The sequence below is a fragment of the Flavobacterium sp. WC2421 genome, from assembly GCF_040822115.1.
In the GTDB taxonomy this organism is placed as follows: domain Bacteria; phylum Bacteroidota; class Bacteroidia; order Flavobacteriales; family Flavobacteriaceae; genus Flavobacterium.
Genome location: NZ_CP162004.1, coordinates 3,036,608 through 3,054,711, shown reverse-complemented (window position 1 = coordinate 3,054,711; position 18,104 = coordinate 3,036,608). Strand labels below are relative to the sequence as shown.

18 protein-coding genes are annotated in these 18,104 nt (G+C 31.1%); 16 read left to right on the top strand and 2 right to left on the bottom strand.

Features of this window, described 5'->3' with window-relative positions; genetic code table 11:
* Positions 1-65: 65 nt before the first annotated feature.
* The 3 genes from AB3G33_RS13040 to AB3G33_RS13030 all read left to right on the top strand — a co-directional run bounded on the left by AB3G33_RS13040 (position 66) and on the right by AB3G33_RS13030 (position 3,390).
* On the top strand, positions 66-539 hold the full coding sequence (locus tag AB3G33_RS13040) for a DUF6495 family protein (RefSeq protein WP_367770228.1): 474 nt from the start codon (positions 66-68) through the stop codon (positions 537-539).
* Positions 540-695: 156 nt separating this feature from the next.
* Positions 696-2,702: an NAD-dependent DNA ligase LigA gene (ligA, locus tag AB3G33_RS13035; protein WP_367770226.1), complete on the top strand. Its 2,007-nt coding sequence runs from the start codon at positions 696-698 to the stop codon at positions 2,700-2,702.
* 4 nt (positions 2,703-2,706) lie between these two features.
* On the top strand, positions 2,707-3,390 hold the full coding sequence (locus AB3G33_RS13030; protein ID WP_367770223.1) for a hypothetical protein: 684 nt from the start codon (positions 2,707-2,709) through the stop codon (positions 3,388-3,390).
* Here the strand turns inward: AB3G33_RS13030 and AB3G33_RS13025 are convergent.
* A complete protein-coding gene (locus AB3G33_RS13025; RefSeq protein ID WP_367770220.1) occupies positions 3,376-4,287 on the bottom strand; it encodes a bifunctional UDP-sugar hydrolase/5'-nucleotidase in 912 nt (303 codons plus the stop codon). The two genes, AB3G33_RS13030 and AB3G33_RS13025, sit on opposite strands and share 15 nt — an antisense overlap.
* Positions 4,288-4,407: 120 nt before the next feature.
* Positions 4,408-5,187 carry a 5'-nucleotidase C-terminal domain-containing protein gene (locus AB3G33_RS13020; RefSeq protein WP_367770218.1) on the bottom strand — a complete coding sequence of 260 codons (780 nt, stop codon included), beginning with the start codon at positions 5,185-5,187 and terminating at the stop codon, positions 4,408-4,410.
* 47 nt (positions 5,188-5,234) lie between these two features.
* Here AB3G33_RS13020 and AB3G33_RS13015 point away from each other — a divergent pair, with 47 nt between their 5' ends.
* From AB3G33_RS13015 to AB3G33_RS12955, 13 genes are all read left to right on the top strand, one after another.
* Complete coding sequence (locus AB3G33_RS13015; protein ID WP_367770215.1) at positions 5,235-5,753, top strand: hypothetical protein; 519 nt, start codon at positions 5,235-5,237, stop codon at positions 5,751-5,753.
* Between the two features lie 6 nt (positions 5,754-5,759).
* Complete coding sequence (dapA, locus tag AB3G33_RS13010) at positions 5,760-6,641, top strand: 4-hydroxy-tetrahydrodipicolinate synthase (protein WP_367753365.1); 882 nt, start codon at positions 5,760-5,762, stop codon at positions 6,639-6,641.
* A 137-nt stretch (positions 6,642-6,778) separates the two neighbouring features.
* Positions 6,779-7,573, top strand: a complete 795-nt coding sequence (locus AB3G33_RS13005; RefSeq protein WP_367753363.1) for an outer membrane protein assembly factor BamD — start codon at positions 6,779-6,781, stop codon at positions 7,571-7,573.
* Positions 7,574-7,581: 8 nt separating this feature from the next.
* Positions 7,582-7,899, top strand: coding sequence for a DNA-directed RNA polymerase subunit omega (locus tag AB3G33_RS13000; RefSeq protein ID WP_007138306.1), 318 nt, complete (start codon positions 7,582-7,584; stop codon positions 7,897-7,899).
* A 6-nt stretch (positions 7,900-7,905) separates the two neighbouring features.
* Positions 7,906-9,117, top strand: a complete 1,212-nt coding sequence (coaBC, locus tag AB3G33_RS12995) for a bifunctional phosphopantothenoylcysteine decarboxylase/phosphopantothenate--cysteine ligase CoaBC (protein WP_367770212.1) — start codon at positions 7,906-7,908, stop codon at positions 9,115-9,117.
* Positions 9,110-9,994: a DUF4835 family protein gene (locus tag AB3G33_RS12990; RefSeq protein WP_367770210.1), complete on the top strand. Its 885-nt coding sequence runs from the start codon at positions 9,110-9,112 to the stop codon at positions 9,992-9,994. The genes coaBC and AB3G33_RS12990 overlap by 8 nt, the downstream gene beginning before the upstream one ends.
* Positions 9,995-10,047: 53 nt before the next feature.
* Positions 10,048-11,700 (top strand): DNA repair protein RecN, encoded by a 1,653-nt coding sequence (gene recN, locus AB3G33_RS12985; protein WP_367770207.1) that lies wholly within the window; start codon positions 10,048-10,050, stop codon positions 11,698-11,700.
* A gap of 92 nt (positions 11,701-11,792) precedes the next feature.
* Positions 11,793-12,983 (top strand): enoyl-ACP reductase FabV, encoded by a 1,191-nt coding sequence (fabV, locus tag AB3G33_RS12980; RefSeq protein WP_367770204.1) that lies wholly within the window; start codon positions 11,793-11,795, stop codon positions 12,981-12,983.
* Between the two features lie 99 nt (positions 12,984-13,082).
* Positions 13,083-13,889: an enoyl-ACP reductase gene (locus AB3G33_RS12975; protein WP_367770202.1), complete on the top strand. Its 807-nt coding sequence runs from the start codon at positions 13,083-13,085 to the stop codon at positions 13,887-13,889.
* A 135-nt stretch (positions 13,890-14,024) separates the two neighbouring features.
* Positions 14,025-15,023: a glycosyltransferase family 2 protein gene (locus AB3G33_RS12970; RefSeq protein WP_367770200.1), complete on the top strand. Its 999-nt coding sequence runs from the start codon at positions 14,025-14,027 to the stop codon at positions 15,021-15,023.
* 2 nt (positions 15,024-15,025) lie between these two features.
* On the top strand, positions 15,026-15,622 hold the full coding sequence (coaE, locus tag AB3G33_RS12965) for a dephospho-CoA kinase (RefSeq protein ID WP_367770197.1): 597 nt from the start codon (positions 15,026-15,028) through the stop codon (positions 15,620-15,622).
* Positions 15,623-15,681: 59 nt separating this feature from the next.
* Positions 15,682-17,271, top strand: coding sequence for a sensor histidine kinase (locus AB3G33_RS12960; RefSeq protein ID WP_367753347.1), 1,590 nt, complete (start codon positions 15,682-15,684; stop codon positions 17,269-17,271).
* A 3-nt stretch (positions 17,272-17,274) separates the two neighbouring features.
* On the top strand, positions 17,275-17,988 hold the full coding sequence (locus tag AB3G33_RS12955; RefSeq protein ID WP_367770194.1) for a response regulator transcription factor: 714 nt from the start codon (positions 17,275-17,277) through the stop codon (positions 17,986-17,988).
* The last annotated feature ends 116 nt before the right edge of the window (positions 17,989-18,104 follow it).

The following is an 18,104-nucleotide window of genomic DNA, read 5'->3' as shown; positions in this document are numbered from 1 at the left end:
AGAATTTGCGAGAATAAATCAATTAATGAGCGTTTTGAATTGGAATTCTAAAAATTAAAATAAACATGAAATATACAAGATTAACTAAAGAACAATTTGAAGAGTTAACACAAGAATTTAGTACTTTCTTAGCAACTCAGACAATTGATAAAGCAGAATGGGATACAATTAAAAAAGACAAGCCAGAAGTTGCTGAGCAAGAATTAGACGTTTTTTCAGATCTAGTTTGGGAAGGAGTTCTTACAAGAGCAGAATATTTAGAGCATTTTTCAAAAAATCATATTTTCCTATTCCATAGTTTTGATACTTATGTTCAATCCATTGTGCTTAAATCATTAGTTCCTGAAGTTGATTTTTTAACTAAAGAGGGATTGCAATGGCTTAGTGATAATATGTTTACAGACACTATCGAAATGAAGACTGGTAAAAAAGAGTTTACTGAGGAGCGTAATTCGTCTCTTTTTGCATTGATTCAGCAAGGTGCTTTCTTAAGTGACGGTCAGTTGTACAAGCAAATAAATACGATTATTGAATCATAATTCAGTAGTTATTTATTCTTCAAATTAATTAATTTTGAAAGGTCGGAAACTCACTTTTATTTCTTAGAAGAAAAATATTTTTTTGATGTAGGTTTCTTTTTAATTGGTTATTTTAGTCCTTTATTTTAAAGACTAAAATAGCCAATTTTATTTTCTATGGATATTCAAAATTCGATTAAAACTTTAAGGGAGGAGTTAAATCAACACAATTACAATTACTATGTGCTGGATAAACCGGTAGTTTCTGATTATGAGTTTGATATAAAACTGAAAGAGCTACTAGATTTAGAAAATAAACATCCAGAGTATTTTGATGAAAATTCACCCTCACAAAGAGTAGGTGGTTCTATTACAAAGAATTTTCAAACTGTTCCTCATGAATATCGCATGTATTCTCTAGATAATTCTTATTCTAAAGAAGATTTAATGGAATGGGAAAAGCGAATTCAAAAAGTTTTAGGCGAAGTACCTTTACAATACACTTGTGAATTGAAATATGATGGTGCTTCTATAAGTATAACTTATGAAAATGGAAAACTGAAACGCGCTGTTACTCGTGGAGACGGATTTCAAGGGGATGATGTTACTAATAATATTAAAACAATACGATCCATTCCATTACAATTAAAAGGCAATTACCCCGAAAAATTTGATGTTAGAGGAGAAATTATTTTACCATTTGCTGGTTTCGAAAAAATGAATCAAGAACTCATTGAAATAGGAGAAACGCCGTATTCTAATCCTAGAAATACAGCTTCTGGTAGTTTAAAACTAAAAGAAAGCGCCGAAGTGGCTAAGAGGCCCTTAGACTGCTTGCTTTATTTCTTAATTGGTAATCAATTGCCATTTACTACACAATACGATGGCTTGGAAACAGCTAGAAATTGGGGATTTAAAGTACCAAAAGAAGCTAAATTAGCACACAATCTAGATGAAGTTTTTCAGTTTATTGATTACTGGGATGTTCATCGACATGATTTACCTTATGAAACGGATGGAGTAGTCGTAAAAGTAAATTCATTTCAATATCAGGATGAATTGGGTTATACTGCAAAGTCACCACGCTGGGCTATGGCGTACAAATTCAAATCAGAGCAAGTTTCGACAAAATTAAATTCAATTTCTTATCAAGTTGGGAGAACGGGAGCTATTACTCCTGTCGCTAATTTAGAGCCTGTACAACTAGCAGGAACAATTGTAAAACGAGCTTCTTTGCATAATGCAGATCAAATTGAAAAACTAGATATTCGTGTTGGAGACACTGTTTTTGTTGAAAAAGGTGGGGAGATAATCCCTAAGATTATTGCTGTTGATTTAACGAAACGTCCAGAAAACACAGAACCAACTGTATATATTAAACACTGTCCTGAATGCAATACTGAGCTGGTGCGTTCTGAAGGCGAAGCGAATCATTATTGTCCTAATTTTTATGGTTGCCCTCCACAAATAATTGGAAGAATTCAGCATTTTATTTCTAGAAAAGCGATGGATATTGAAGGACTAGGAGGAGAAACGGTAGCACTACTTTTTAATAATGATCTAGTTCATAATTATGCTGATTTGTATGAGTTGACTGTGGAGCAAATTCTCCCTTTGGAAAGAATGGCACAAAAATCAGCTGAAAATTTAGTTAAGGGTGTGGCTGAATCTAAGAATATTCCTTTTGAACGTGTTTTATTTGCTCTTGGAATTCGGTTTGTAGGTGAAACGGTGGCTAAAAAACTGGCTAAACACTATAAAAATATTAATGCTTTAAGTGAGGCAAGCTTGATGGATTTAGTATTGGTGGATGAAATTGGGGAACGAATTGCGCAAAGTGTGATTGATTTTTTCGAAAACAATGAAAATAGAATTATTATCGAAAGGTTAAAAGAGTACGGACTACAATTTGAAATCGTTGAAAAAGTGAACCCTAATGCTACGGATAAATTGATTGGAAAAACATTTGTGGTTTCAGGTGTATTTTCTAAATTTTCAAGAGATGATTTGAAAAAAGCAATTGAAGAAAATGGTGGTAAAGTAGGAAGTTCAATTTCTACCAAAACAGATTATGTTGTTGCAGGTGACAATATGGGGCCGGCTAAATTAGAAAAAGCCAATAAGTTAAATATTCCTATTCTATCTGAAGATGATTTTTTGAAGATGGTTACTGATAATTTTTAAAAAAATGAAGGTTTTAAGTAAAGAAACTACTCTTGAAAAATCATTAATTGCATTATTTTTTTTAATGGGATTTATTGAGGTAGTTTCTGACGATAGTTATATTCTATATATAATTAAGCCCTTAGAAATAGTTTTGTTATTTGCATTGTATAGCTATTCTTCCATACGGAAAAACCCGCTCTTTTTTATTAACATGCTATTCTTGTTAATAGGTAGATTGTTATTTATACCAAACGACAAAAACATGCTTTTTTATGCCTTGATAGCTGTTTTTTTTCATCGTATAATTGAGATATATTATGTAGTAAAGTTGGTTAAAATAAAGGATTACATACCGCCATTATTGGCTTCAATACCCTTTTTGATTTATTTTTTGTATTTAGTTTCTATCCCCGATGATATATTGATAAGAAGTTATGTGGTTTTAGTAGTTCAAATTATCTTAATATCAGTACTTAGCGGAATTATATTGTCCCAATATCTGTTAACTTTTAATAGAAAAGACATTTGGTTATTTGTTTTTGGAATCATGTCTCTTATGCAGACTTTTGTAGTATTTATTGAGAAGTTTTACCTTTCTGATTTTAAGATTACCAGTTTAAGACCAATGGCTCTATTTTTAAACACCATAGTTTGTTTTTCTTTTTATAAGTTTGTTATTACCACGGAACGATTAAACGATAATTGATTTCCCTTCAGAAGCTTTTCTCTTATTTGAATCAAAATAAAAATCGATTCGGCCCAGATTTATTCCATAACAACCAACTTGGTTGACCAAAACATCATTTCCTGATAGATTCTTAGTAACTGTTGGTTTATCAAGAAAAGTATGGGTGTGTCCCCCAATTATTAAGTCTATATCATCCGTAAGTGCTGCAAATTTTAAATCAGAAATTTTATTTGGTTCATTTTTATAATTATAACCCAGATGTGAAAGACAAATAATTAAATCACATTTTTGTTCCTTTTTTAATATCCGAACCATTTCTTGCGCCGTTTCAACAGGATTGTTATACACCGTTTCTTGGTACATTTTTTTATCAACTAGACCATCAAGTTCAATTCCAATTCCAAAAACGCCAACCTTAATTCCATTTTTATTAAAAACTTTATACGGTTTTACTAAGCCATTCATCATGGTATTTTTAAAATCATAGTTGGCCGATAGAAACTCAAATTTTGCATGAGGCATTTGAGCATACAACCCTGCAATACCATTATCAAAGTCATGATTCCCTATCGTAGAAGCATCATATTGCATCATGCTCATTAATTTAAATTCCAGTTCTCCACCATAATAATTAAAATACGGCGTCCCTTGAAAAATATCTCCAGCATCAAGCAACAATACATTAGGATCTTCTTTTCGTATGTTTTCTATCAACGAAGCTCTTCTTGCAACACCACCCATATTTGCGTTTCTAGGATCATCAGCAGGAAAAGGATCAATGTGGCTGTGCACATCATTGGTGTGAAGAATTGTTATTTTCTTTATATCAGGAGTTGTAAAACTACTCAATGATAAACCTAAACTCAACATTGCGGTGCTTGCAGCCGTTTTCTCTATAAAATCTCTTCTTTTCATTTGTTTGTTTTTGGAGCTGTTTCCCGCTTTCCGTTGCAATCTTTTTATTTTTAAAGAAAAAATAAAAAGGATTTTTACTTCAATCGGGGCTAAAATACAGTGCTAATAAATAGGTTATAATTATTCAACAATAATTCGATTGTCTTGAGTTGATTTAATCGTATCGGTTTCTTTGAAATAATCAATTAATATGTTTCTTAATTTGTAATCTAGATCATAGGTAGCTATTCCTTTTTTGAAGAAATTCATATTGTCACCACCATTAGATAAGTAATCATTGGTGCCCACATAATAAACTTTGTCGTTTTCAATAGGTTTGCCTTGTACTAATACATTTTTGGGATGATTGTTTTTGTCAATAGTAAATGTCAATCCAGCAAGTGGATGTGGTTGTTTTTCAAGTATGAAATAATCAACAATTTCAAAAACTTGTTCTCCTTTTAGGGCAATCACAACCATCGTATTTTCAAAAGGCATTATTTCAAATGCGGTTCTTGTAGTAACATTACCCTTTGGAAGTATAGCGCGAATACCGCCATGGTTAAGCAAGCAGATGTCAATTGTTTTATTTTCACGCATTTTAAAAACAGTGTTTCCTCTTTTTAAAGTAACATCTGCCATTAGATTCCCAATAGTGGTTTGCCCATTTATGGCTTTTTTATCTAATGTTATGGGGCAGTATGCTAAAACACTATCCAAATCTTTATTAATGTGTTCTCTGTAGGGTTTGATAAAGTTTTCTATTTCAGTAACTTGATTTTCTTTATCGGTGATTGGTATTTGTTTTCCTTCTATTCTTGCAACTTGCAGTTTCGAACTACCGCAAGAAAAAACGAAAAAAAATGTTAAGAATATAACAAAAAGTTTTAAAACTTCGTTATACTTTTTTAGATTTACCATTTATAATATGACTTAATTAATTAATTTTGTAAGCGAGTAAAAATAGTATGTTTTTAAATTATATAAAAGAGTTTTCTGTAAAAAAAACAGTAAAAAATAGTTTACTTAATGTAAAGAGCAATCTGGATTCAGGAACTATTAAAACAGTAGGTTTACTTATTGACGAGAGTTATTTTTCTGAAATAAATCTTTTAGTTAATGAGTTACGGTTAAACGGAATCTTGGAAGAGAATATAGAAGTATTAGTTTATAGAAATCGCTTAAAAAAAAATAAAAGTATTTCGCAAGCTACTTTTAGTTCAAAAAATTTAAACTGGAATGCAACGATAAGCAATTCAGCTGTAAATGATTTTGTAAATAAAGAGTTTGATTTACTAATAAGCTATTATGATATAGAAAAAGCAATTTTGTTAGTTGTTACAAACGAATCAAAAGCGCATTTTAAAGTTGGTTTTTCTTCTATTGATAAAAGATTAAATGATTTAATGATCAATACAAATGCAGAAAACTATAAGGTCTTTACTCACGAATTATTTAGGTATTTAAAAATTTTAAACAAAATATAATCTAACATGCAATCATTAATAGGAACTGGTGTTGCTCTAGTAACTCCATTTAAAGAAGATTTTTCAGTTGATACAGAAGCTTTAAAAAGCATAGTAAATTTTTCTGTAGATGGAGGAATTGAATACCTTGTTATCTTAGGTACAACTGCAGAAAATGCTACACTATCTCAAGAAGAGAAGGAACTAGTTATAAAAACGGTTATTGAAGCTAATAATGGAAGATTACCTTTAGTACTAGGAGTAGGAGGGAATGATACTAGAAAGATTGTAGAAGAATTGAAGACAAGAGATTTTTCTCCTTTTGTAGCAATATTATCAGTTTCACCATTTTATAATAAGCCAACACAGGAAGGTATTTATCAGCATTTTAAGGCAGTGTCTGAAGCTTCTCCTGTACCAGTAATTATTTATAATGTGCCTGGAAGAACAGCAAGTAATATGTTGCCGTCAACCGTTTTTCGTTTAGCTAATGACTTTAAAAACATTGTAGCTATTAAAGAAGCTGCGGGTGATATGGCTCAAGCACTTCAATTATTGAAAAATAAACCAAAAGATTTCCTTGTAATATCCGGTGATGATATGATTGCCTTACCAATGGTTTTAGCAGGAGGTTCAGGTGTTATATCGGTAATTGGGCAAGGATTTCCTAAACAATTTTCTGAAATGATACGATTGGGTTTGAACCGTAAGGTAGATGATGCTTATAAACTGCATTATCTTTTAATGGACTGTATCGATATGATTTTTGAACAAGGAAACCCTGCGGGAATCAAACAAGTGTTTCAATCACTAGGGATTACAGAGAATTTTGTACGATTACCTTTAGTAAAAGTAGATGAATCTTTAAGTAATAGAATATCGGAATTTGTTAAAAATATCGATAAATAAGCCTTTTAAACACTGCTTTTTTTTAAGCAAAGAAATATTTTGTAGTAGCTAAATTAATAACTAAATTTGCAACCGAAACTTCGGTATGATTTTTTGTGGATTGTTAACAGTTCATGAGATTTTAAAAAAATAAAAAAATGAAAAAAATTGTATCTCTAATACTTCTGATTGCTTTTTTTACTTCTTGTAATGAATATCAAAAGGCTTTAAAAAAGGATGATGTAGCCGTAAAGTTTGAAATGGGAACTAAGTTATATGATGCTGGAAAATATACTAAAGCAATTCGACTTTTTGAGCAAATTGCACCAGCATATAGAGGAAAACCTCAAGCAGAAAAATTGTTTTATATGTTTGCACAGTCTTATTATAAAACAGGTCAATTTTACTTAGCTGGATATCAGTTCGAAAGTTTTGTATCGGGTTATCCAAAAAGTGAAAAATTACAAGAAGCTGCATTTTTAGGAGCAAAAAGTTATTCAAAATTATCTCCAGTCTATAGTTTAGATCAAACAGATACTACTAAAGCAATTGATAAGTTACAAGCTTTTATAGATAGTTATCCTAACTCAGAATACTTGGCGGAAGCTAATGAAACGGTAAAGGTATTAGCAGAAAAAATTGAGAAAAAAGTTTTTGAAAATGCTAAAGGATACAATACAATTTCTGATTATAAATCAGCGTTAGTAGCTTTAGATAATTTTATTGCTGATTATCCTGGTACAAAATACAAAGAAGATGCTTTGTATTATAAATTTGATTCTGCTTATCAATTAGGGATTAATAGTATTGATTCTAAAATGGAGGATCGATTAAATGTTGCAAAAACGGCGTATTCTAACTTAATAAAATTTAAGGCAGATACCCAATATAAAGAAAAAGCGAACGTAATGTTAGCTCGTGTTGAACAAGATTTACAAAAATTTACTAAATAAATAAAGTCATGGATTTAAAAAAGACGAATGCTCCAGTAAATACAATAACATATAATAAAACTGTTATTGAAGAACCTACTGGTAATGTGTATGAAGCAATAACCATTATGGCTAAAAGAGCGAACCAAATTAACTCTGAGATCAAGAAAGAATTGACAGAGAAATTGGAAGAATTTGCTACATATAATGACAGTCTTGAAGAAGTTTTTGAAAACAAAGAACAAATTGAAGTTTCAAAATTCTATGAAAAATTGCCTAAACCACATGCTTTAGCAGTTCAAGAATGGTTAGATGGTAAAATTTACCATAGAGATTCAACTAAATAATACTATATGTCAGTTTTAAGCGGTAAGAAAGTTTTACTAGGGATATCTGGTGGAATTGCCGCCTATAAAACAGCGTCTTTAGTACGACTTTTCATAAAAGCAGGTGCACATGTCCAAGTGATAATGACACCTGCTTCTAAGGATTTTGTAACTCCTCTTACTTTATCTACATTATCCAAAAATCCCGTGCATTCTACTTTTTTTAATCAAGAGGAAGAAAACGAGAAATGGAATAATCATGTCGAATTGGGATTATGGGCTGATTTAATGGTCATAGCTCCAGCAACTGCAAATACGCTTTCTAAGATGGCAAATGGCAGTTGTGACAATCTTCTTATCGCTACTTATCTTTCGGCTAAATGCCCAGTTTACTTTGCTCCAGCAATGGATTTAGATATGTACAAACATCCTTCAACATTAGCTAGTTTTAAGGCTTTAAATGAATTTGGGAATACGATCATTCCTGCAGAAAGCGGAGAATTAGCAAGTGGACTTTCTGGTGAAGGTAGAATGGCTGAACCAGAAAACATCATCGCTTTTCTTGAAGCTGATTTAGAAAGTAAATTGCCTTTAAAAGGAAAAAAAATACTAATAACAGCTGGTCCTACGTACGAAGCAATAGACCCTGTGCGTTTTATAGGAAATCATTCTTCGGGAAAAATGGGATTTGATATTGCAAATAGCGCAGCAAATTTAGGAGCATCTGTTATTTTAGTTTCGGGGCCAACAAAATTTAAAGCTAACCATTCGTTAATTAAAGTGCTTAATGTGGTTTCTGCGCAAGAAATGTATGATGCTTGTCATCTGTATTTTAATGATGTAGATGTAGCTATTGCTGCAGCCGCCGTTGCGGATTATAGACCAAAAACGGTAGCTACACAAAAAATAAAAAAAGCACCGGACAACTTTACAATTGAATTAGAAAAAACAAAAGATATCTTAGCTTCACTTGGAGCAATCAAGAAAAAACAGTTCTTAATTGGATTTGCTTTGGAGACTGAAAACGAAATTGAAAATGCAAAGGGGAAAATCCAGAAAAAAAACTTAGATTTGATTGTTCTAAATTCTTTGCAAGATGAAGGAGCTGGTTTTGGTAAAACTACTAATAAAGTTACTTTTATCGACAAAGATTTTAATATTGAACCAATGGATTTGAAATCGAAAGAAGCAGTTTCTGACGATATTTTAAACAAAGTAGTAAACTATTTTCATGAATAAAATAATTACCTTTTTTGTGTTATTGTCATTTGGGCTTGTGCAAGCGCAACAGCTAAATTGTACAGTATCGGTAAATTCACAAAAATTGAGTAATTCAAATCAACAAGTTTTTAAAACTTTAGAAACTTCTTTAAATGAATTTGTAAATAAAACCGATTGGAACGGGCAAAACTATAAACAGCAGGAGAAAATTAATTGCTCCATGTTTATTACAATACAGTCAAACAGCTCAGATCAATTTGTTGCAACGATACAAGTTCAATCCTCCAGACCTATTTATGGTTCTTCTTATTCTTCACCAGTTTTGAATTATAATGATAAAGATTTTAGTTTTAGATATACAGAATACGAGAGTTTAATTTTTAACCCAACCGTTTTTGAATCTAATTTAGTTTCAGTTATTTCATTCTATAGTTATATTATACTAGGAATGGATAATGATACCTTTGAGTCCGAATCGGGAAATTCTAATTTTGAAACTGCACAAAATATTGCTGGAATTGCTCAGCAAAGTGGATATAAAGGATGGAGCCAAATTGATGGAAATCAAAACAGGTATTTTTTAATCAACGATATGTTATCTCCTGCTTATTCTCAATTACGCAAAACGAGTTTTGAATATCATACGGGATTAGATGTAATGTCAAAGGATTTGAAATCGGCTAAAGAAAAAATTAAATTATCATTATTAAATATTGGAAAACTGAATGCTTCCAAACCTAATGCATTCCTAACTCGCATTTTTTTTGATGCTAAGTCTGATGAAATTGTTTCTATTTTTTCTGGAGGTCCCTCTATAACAGTTTCGGATTTAATTGAAAACTTAAATAAAGTTTCTCCTTTAAATTCAAGTAAATGGGCCATGTTAAAATATTGACATTTGCTCAATTTTAAGAATATTACACTCATAATTACCCTAAAAACAGCTAAATGATTACTGCACTATCGATAAAAAACTATGCCCTAATAGAAAAATTAACGATCGATTTTTCTAAAGGATTTTCAATAATTACAGGAGAAACAGGTGCTGGTAAATCGATAATATTAGGCGCATTAGGATTGGTATTAGGGAAAAGAGCGGATCTCTCTTCTTTAAAAAACAAAGAGGAAAAGTGTATTATCGAAGCTCATTTTGAAATCTCTAAATATAATTTAGCTCCTTTTTTTAAAGAAAACGATTTAGATTACGAAGACGATACTATAATTAGGCGTGAAATTCTTCCTTCAGGTAAATCAAGAGCATTTATTAATGACAGTCCTGTAAATCTTCAAGAATTACAAGACTTGGGTTTGTTTTTGATTGATATTCATTCACAACAACAAACAAGAGAACTCTCTGATGAAAATGTTCAATTTGAAATAATTGATGCAATTGCAAACAATCAGGATAATATTTTAAAATATCAGTCTCTTTTAAAATCGTATAAACAAGATAAATCTAAACTTAATTCCCTAATTAAAAAACAAGGGGAGTCAATAAAAGAGCAAGAATACAATACCTTTTTACTGAACGAACTCCTTGAAGCTAAATTAGTATCAGGTGAACAAGAGGTTTTAGAGTCTGATTTTGAAAAATTAAATAATGTCGAAATAATAAAAGAATCTATTGATCGCTCTTTAGCTATTGGAAACGATGAACAAATTGGTGTTTTGAATAATCTAAAAGAAATTAAAAGTTCATTACAAAAAATAGCTTCATTTTCAACAGATTATAGCGCGTTATCTGAACGAATAGTAAGTTTGACAATTGAGTTTGATGATATTTCGAATGAGTTAAATCGTTGCTCAGAAAAATTAAGCAATGATCCAGAAAAAATGGATGCGATTGGACAAAAATTGCAACTTATTTACAATTTGCAAAAAAAGCATCAAGTTACCTCAGTCGATGAATTAGTAGAAATTCAAGCTAATTTAGAGCAGTCTGTTTTAGAATTAGGTAATTTAGAAGAAGAAATTAAAGGTATTACGATTGCAATTGAAGAGAAAATAATCGCCTTAGATTTAATTGCAAAAAGTATTCATGATAAAAGACATCAAGCTATTCCAGTTTTGTCTCAAAAAATGATTACTATTTTAGAAACTCTAGGGATGCCTAATGTTCGTTTTGATATTCAGTTAGTTGAATCAGACTCTTACCTAGCTAATGGAAAAGAGGAACTTCAATTTTTGTTTTCGGCTAATAAAGGAACCGACTTTGGAATATTAAAGAAAGTGGCTTCTGGTGGTGAAATGTCTAGAATAATGCTTGCTGTTAAAGCGATATTAGCACAATATTCAAAATTGCCTACTTTAATTTTTGATGAAATTGATACAGGGGTTTCCGGTGAGATTGCTATTAAAATGGGAGAGATAATGAAAGAAATGAGTAGCGGAATGCAAATCTTTGCTATCACACATCTACCACAAATAGCTGCCAAAGGGAATGCACATTTTAAAGTGTTTAAATCAACTATCGGGGAGGACACACAATCAGAGTTGAAACTCTTATCAGATGAAGAACGTATTGTTGAAATAGCCCAAATGTTATCAGGAACTGTTGTTTCTGATTCGGCTCTAAATCATGCAAAAGCCTTGCTGAACTAGATTTTTGGATTATATTTGTTCTGCTTTGAAAAGCCTACGTAAAGAAAACCGAAGTAATTAAAATTATAAATCAACGAATAAAAAGTATAAAAATGATCATAGAACCAAGAATGAGAGGATTTATTTGTTTGACATCTCACCCAGAAGGATGCGAGCAAAATGTTAAAAATCAAATCGAATATGTGAAATCAAAAGGCATTATTGATGGTGCTAAAAAAGTTTTGGTTATTGGAGCTTCAACTGGTTTTGGTTTGGCATCTAGAATAACAAGTGCTTTTGGATCGAATGCTTCAACTATTGGTGTGTTTTTTGAAAAACCACCTAGCGAAGGTAAAACAGCTTCTCCGGGTTGGTATAATTCTGCAGCTTTTGAAAAAGAAGCGCATAAAGCGGGATTATATGCAAAAAGTATCAATGGAGATGCTTTTTCAGATGAAGTAAAAAAACAAACATTAGACTTAATTAAAGCGGACTTAGGACAAATTGATTTAGTAATTTATAGTTTGGCTTCTCCAGTTCGTTTGGATCCTAAAACAGGAATCTTGCACCGTTCTGTTTTGAAACCTATAGGAAGTACTTTTACAAATAAAACAGTTGATTTTCACTCCGGTAAAGTTTCTGAAATATCTATCGAGCCTTGTAGCGGTGATGATATTGAGAATACCGTTAAAGTAATGGGTGGTGAAGATTGGGCTATGTGGATTGATGCTTTAAAAGCAGAGAATTTATTAGCTCCTGGAGCTACAACAGTTGCTTATTCTTATATTGGACCATCATTGACTGAAGCGGTTTATAGAAAAGGAACAATTGGTCGTGCTAAAGATCATCTAGAAGCTACTGCTTTTACAATTACAGATAGTCTTGCGGATATTAATGGTAAAGCGTATGTATCAGTAAACAAGGCTTTGGTTACGCAAGCAAGTTCAGCTATTCCAGTTATTCCATTGTACATTTCATTATTGTATAAAATAATGAAAGAAGAAGGAATTCATGAAGGATGCATTGAGCAAATACAACGTTTGTACCAAGATAGATTGTATACAGGTGCAGCAGTTACTACTGATGAAAAAGGAAGAATTCGTATCGATGATTTAGAGATGCGTGCTGATGTACAAGCTAAAATAGCCAAATTATGGCAAGAAGCTACAACTGAAAATTTAGCAGAATTAGGAGATTTAGAAGGATACAGAAGTGACTTTCATAACCTATTCGGATTTGGATTTGAAGGAGTAGATTACAAAGCAGATACAAATGAAATGGTTGGTGTCGAAAGTATTGGATAATATTCATTTACAGTAATAAATTTTTAATAACACCTTAATTTCATATTGGATCATTCCTTTAGAAATTAAGGTGTTTTTTTAACTAAAAAAGTATAATAAATGTACAATTTACTAAAAGGGAAAAGAGGAATTATATTTGGAGCCTTAGATGAAAATTCAATAGCATGGAAAACAGCTGAACGAGTTCATGAAGAAGGCGGTATTTTTATTTTGTCAAATGCTCCAGCGGCAATGCGTATGGGGTCAATTGATGAATTAGCTTTAAAAACGGGTTCTAAAGTCATAGCTGCAGATGCTACTTCAGTACCTGATTTAGAAAATTTAGTAGATCAAGCTATCGAAATTCTTGGAGGAAAAATTGATTTTGTTTTGCATTCTATAGGGATGTCTGTCAACGTCCGAAAAGGAAATCATTACACGAATCAGAATTACGATTACACCGAAAAAGGATGGAATGTATCTGCTGTTTCGTTTCATAAAGTAATGCAAGTTTTGTATAAAAAAGATGCTATGAATGAGTGGGGAAGTATTGTTGCATTGTCTTATATGGCGGCACAACGTGTTTTTCCAGATTATAATGACATGGCAGACAATAAAGCATATTTAGAATCAATTGCCCGTAGTTTTGGCTATTTCTTTGGTAGAGATAAAAAGGTAAGAGTGAATACAATTTCACAATCGCCAACAGCTACAAAAGCGGGACAGGGAGTTAAAGGTTTTGGTGGTTTTATTTCATTTGCGGATAAAATGTCTCCTCTTGGTAATGCAACGGCGCTGGATTGTGCTAATTATACCGTATCCATGTTCTCCGATTTAACCAAAATGGTTACACTTCAAAACTTGCTTCATGATGGTGGATTCTCTACTATGGGAGTGAGTCAGGAAGTCATGGAAATGTTTGAATAATAAGTCAATTCATAATAAAATGTTTGTTAAAACCATTGCTTAATTCGTGATGGTTTTTTTATTGATATACTTTAAAAGTATATCTTTGCTCCCTTATTTATCCAATTTATTTTAACTAATACCACATAGCTATATATGTTGTTTTCTTTAATTATTCCCGTTTATAATCGACCGGATGAAGTTGATGAACTTTTAGAAAGTTTGTCACAAACAGATTATAAAGAAGATTTTGAAATTGTGCTTGTTGAAGATGGATCGTATTTAAAATGTGATGATGTTCTTCAAAAATATTCAGCTAAATTATCTATTTCCTATTATTATAAAGAAAATTCAGGCCCTGGAGATTCAAGGAACTTTGGAATGCTCAAAGCCAAAGGAGATTATTTTATCATATTCGATTCAGATTGTATTATTCCAAAGCAGTATTTGAATGAAGTTGATAAAGCTTTAAAAGAAAATTATGTGGATTGTTTCGGAGGTCCTGATAAAGCTTTAGATAGTTTTTCGGATATACAAAAAGCAATTAATTTTGCCATGACTTCCTTTTTAACAACAGGAGGAATACGTGGTGGTTCTGAAAAAATCGATAAATTCCAACCTAGGAGTTTTAATTTGGGTTTGTCTCGCAAAGCTTTTGAAGCGTCTAAAGGCTTTGGAAACATTCATCCAGGTGAAGATCCAGACTTATCTATCCGATTGTGGAATCTTGGTTTTGAAACCAAACTATTTCCAAATGCGTATGTATATCATAAGAGAAGGATTGATTGGGAGAAGTTTTCCATTCAAGTAAATAAATTTGGTAAAGCTAGACCTATATTGAATAGTTGGTATCCAAAATACAATAAGCTTACCTTTTTCTTTCCTTCTGTATTTATAATTGGATTTGGATTGGCCGTTTTCTTATTGATATTTACGTATGATTATTTGTTGAAATTGTATTTTGTTTATTTTCTAATTCTATTTATTGTTTCAGCTTATCAAAATAAAAGTGTCAAAATTGGTTATTTATCGATAGTTGCTGTTTGGAAACAATTTTACGGTTATGGTTTGGGATTTATAGAATCCTATATTAAAGTTATCGTTTTAAAGCAAAAACCTCAAATTGCTTTTCCAGAATTATTTTTTAAAGTTTAATTATGGCAAAAATTATTGGCTTAACGGGTGGTATTGGGAGCGGTAAAACTACTATTGCAAAACTTTTCATAAAAAGAGGAATTCCCGTTTATATTGCAGATGATGAGGCAAAAAAAGTAATGCAATCTTCAAAAATCGTTCATGCTATTAAAAAAGAATTTGGCGAGACCATCTTTGAAGGGACTACTTTAAATAGAGAAAAGCTGGCTGAAATTGTGTTTAATGATTCTGATAAATTGAAAGTGCTCAATAGTATTGTTCATCCAGCTGTAAAAGAGGATTTTAAAGCTTGGCTTTTGAAAAACGATGCATTTCCTTTTGTAATGTATGAATCGGCTATTTTATTTGAAAGCGGTAATTATAAAGATTTTGATATAATAATTACGGTTACAGCACCTATTGAATTAAGGATTGAAAGAGTTTTACAACGAGATAATACAACCCGAGATCTTGTTTTAAAAAGAATAAATTCGCAATGGACTGATGCACAACGTATTTCGAAAAGTGATTATATAATTGAAAATATTAATTTAGATATTTCAAAAAACGAAATTGACAATATTCTTAAAATTTTAAGGATAAAACAAAAGGAGTCCTAGATGTTAATGTTTGGTTAATATATTATCATTCATACTGTTAAAATGTTAATTTTGTTCCGATGAATAAATTATTTTTTAGATTACTTGTTTTGTTAATGAGCTTATCCTTAATAGGAATAATTCTCGTTCAAGTGTATTGGTTTAATTCTTCGTTTAAAAATAACGATGAACAGTTTAAATTTCACGTAACACAAGTTATTGCTAATGTTGCTGATAAACTTCAAAAACAAGAAGCATATAGTTTTTATGATAAATACAATCATTATAAAGATAGTACTGGAAAAATTCCTCAAAAGAATGATTTACTAGAGTTTTATTATGTTCAAAAGAATCCTTTAACAAATAAAACTATTGTTTATTCTAATAGTATTATTTCGGAAGATTATAACATATCTCCTTCGTTCTTTGAAAAGAAATTTGGTTCAGGTGCAGAACGTTTTAAGAATTTTAATTCTAAACGTGTTACTGAGGTTTATAACAACAATACCATTGATAAATCAAATTTATCTCAAAGTCTTACTCCAGATGTGAAAATTGAAAAATCAGGAAATTTAGATGTTTTAGATAATGCTCAATTTGAAATTTTCTTTAAAGATATTGCCTCTGCAATGCCTCTTCAAGAAAGGATTTCTAAAGAAACTCTTCAGAAATTAATCAAAAAAGAATTGGAAGAATATGGGGTTAAAACAAAATTTGAATTTGGAATATATAGTAATGGTTTAGCTACTAAAATAAAATCTGATGATTTTAAATATGATAAAGAGGCAACGTATTCTATTCCTGTTTTCGCGGATAATGAAGGAAATGAAAAATATAAGTTATTAGTTACGTTTCCACACAAGAAAAAATTCTTGTTGTCTGAACTGATACGAATTACAGTATTGTCAATCGTTTTCACATTGATTATTTTGGTGGCCTATTCAAGTGCATTGAACCAATTGATCCGCCAACGTCAAATTTCAGAAATCAAAACAGATTTCATAAATAACATGACGCATGAATTTAAGACTCCTATTGCGACAATCAATTTGGCTTTGGATGCCATTAAAAATCCAAAGATAATTGATGATAAAGAGAAGGTTTTGAAATATTTGCAAATGATTCGTGACGAGAATAAGCGAATGCATGCTCAGGTAGAAAATGTATTGAGGATTTCAAAATTAGAGAAAAAAGAACTTGATATCGAAAAAGAATCAAGCGATGTTGAGGAAGTTATAAATGATGCTATTGAGCATGTTAATTTAATATTAGAAGACAGAGAAGGTACAATTAATTGTCATTTTGATGCTGCAAGAACTACCGTTTTAATAAACGAGGTTCATTTTACTAATGTAATTGTAAATGTATTAGAAAATGCCATTAAGTACTCACCAGATATACCTGAAATTGATGTTTATACTGAAAATGTAAAAGACATGATTCTTATAAAGGTAAAAGATAAAGGATTAGGAATGAGTAAAGTTGCTCAGAAAAGAGTTTTTGAAAAATTTTATAGAGAGCATACAGGAGACCTTCATAATGTTAAAGGACACGGATTAGGTTTAGCGTATGTAAAAAGAATAGTTGAAGACCATAATGGTCAAGTATACGTTGAAAGTGAAAAGGGAAAAGGGAGTACCTTCATAATAAAAATACCACTAATAAATTAAAATATGGAAAATATAAATAAAAAAATTCTTTTAGTAGAAGACGACCTAAATTTTGGTGCTGTACTTAAAGATTATTTAATGTTAAATGATTTTGATGTCGTTTTAGCTAAAAACGGGATGGAAGGATTTGAAAAATTCAAAAAAGATACTTACGATTTATGCATTCTTGATGTCATGATGCCTTATAAAGATGGGTATACTTTGGCTAAGGAAATTAGAGAGAAAAATAGCGAAGTGCCTATTATCTTTTTGACAGCAAAATCAATGAAAGAGGATGTCTTAAAAGGATACAAAGCTGGTGCTGATGATTATTTGAACAAGCCTTTTGATTCAGAAGTTTTACTTATGAAAATCAAAGCAATTATTCAAAGAAAGTCTTCAGATGTGAAAGCAGAACAAGTTCAGTTTGAATTTAATGTTGGAAAATTCCACCTAAATTCAAAATTGAGATTCTTAACTTTTAATGGAGAAGAACCAATTAAGTTGTCTCCAAAAGAGAATGAATTATTAAAAATGTTAATCCTTCATGAAAATGATTTAATGCCAAGAGAATTGGCCTTAACTAAAATATGGAGAGATGACAACTATTTTACTTCAAGAAGTATGGACGTTTACATCGCTAAATTAAGAAAGTATCTTAAACTAGATGAGGATGTTGAAATCCTAAATATTCACGGAGAAGGGTTTAGATTGGTTGTTAAGAACAAAACAGCATAAATTAAAATAAGGCTTCGAGAAATCGGAGCTTTTTTTTTTGAAACTATTCCTGTCTTACACTACACCATTTATCATAAAAGAAACAATTTCCAATACCTAAAAAAGAGCTTCCGCTG

Excerpts from the sequence above, each read along its gene's own strand:
- AB3G33_RS13040 (WP_367770228.1), top strand. The coding sequence starts at position 66 with ATGAAATATACAAGATTAACTAAAGAACAATTTGAAGAGTTAACACAA.
- ligA (WP_367770226.1), top strand. The coding sequence starts at position 696 with ATGGATATTCAAAATTCGATTAAAACTTTAAGGGAGGAGTTAAATCAA.
- AB3G33_RS13030 (WP_367770223.1), top strand. The coding sequence starts at position 2,707 with ATGAAGGTTTTAAGTAAAGAAACTACTCTTGAAAAATCATTAATTGCA.
- AB3G33_RS13025 (WP_367770220.1), bottom strand. The coding sequence starts at position 4,287 with ATGAAAAGAAGAGATTTTATAGAGAAAACGGCTGCAAGCACCGCAATG.
- AB3G33_RS13020 (WP_367770218.1), bottom strand. The coding sequence starts at position 5,187 with ATGGTAAATCTAAAAAAGTATAACGAAGTTTTAAAACTTTTTGTTATA.
- AB3G33_RS13015 (WP_367770215.1), top strand. The coding sequence starts at position 5,235 with ATGTTTTTAAATTATATAAAAGAGTTTTCTGTAAAAAAAACAGTAAAA.
- dapA (WP_367753365.1), top strand. The coding sequence starts at position 5,760 with ATGCAATCATTAATAGGAACTGGTGTTGCTCTAGTAACTCCATTTAAA.
- AB3G33_RS13005 (WP_367753363.1), top strand. The coding sequence starts at position 6,779 with ATGAAAAAAATTGTATCTCTAATACTTCTGATTGCTTTTTTTACTTCT.
- AB3G33_RS13000 (WP_007138306.1), top strand. The coding sequence starts at position 7,582 with ATGGATTTAAAAAAGACGAATGCTCCAGTAAATACAATAACATATAAT.
- coaBC (WP_367770212.1), top strand. The coding sequence starts at position 7,906 with ATGTCAGTTTTAAGCGGTAAGAAAGTTTTACTAGGGATATCTGGTGGA.
- AB3G33_RS12990 (WP_367770210.1), top strand. The coding sequence starts at position 9,110 with ATGAATAAAATAATTACCTTTTTTGTGTTATTGTCATTTGGGCTTGTG.
- recN (WP_367770207.1), top strand. The coding sequence starts at position 10,048 with ATGATTACTGCACTATCGATAAAAAACTATGCCCTAATAGAAAAATTA.
- fabV (WP_367770204.1), top strand. The coding sequence starts at position 11,793 with ATGATCATAGAACCAAGAATGAGAGGATTTATTTGTTTGACATCTCAC.
- AB3G33_RS12975 (WP_367770202.1), top strand. The coding sequence starts at position 13,083 with ATGTACAATTTACTAAAAGGGAAAAGAGGAATTATATTTGGAGCCTTA.
- AB3G33_RS12970 (WP_367770200.1), top strand. The coding sequence starts at position 14,025 with ATGTTGTTTTCTTTAATTATTCCCGTTTATAATCGACCGGATGAAGTT.
- coaE (WP_367770197.1), top strand. The coding sequence starts at position 15,026 with ATGGCAAAAATTATTGGCTTAACGGGTGGTATTGGGAGCGGTAAAACT.
- AB3G33_RS12960 (WP_367753347.1), top strand. The coding sequence starts at position 15,682 with ATGAATAAATTATTTTTTAGATTACTTGTTTTGTTAATGAGCTTATCC.
- AB3G33_RS12955 (WP_367770194.1), top strand. The coding sequence starts at position 17,275 with ATGGAAAATATAAATAAAAAAATTCTTTTAGTAGAAGACGACCTAAAT.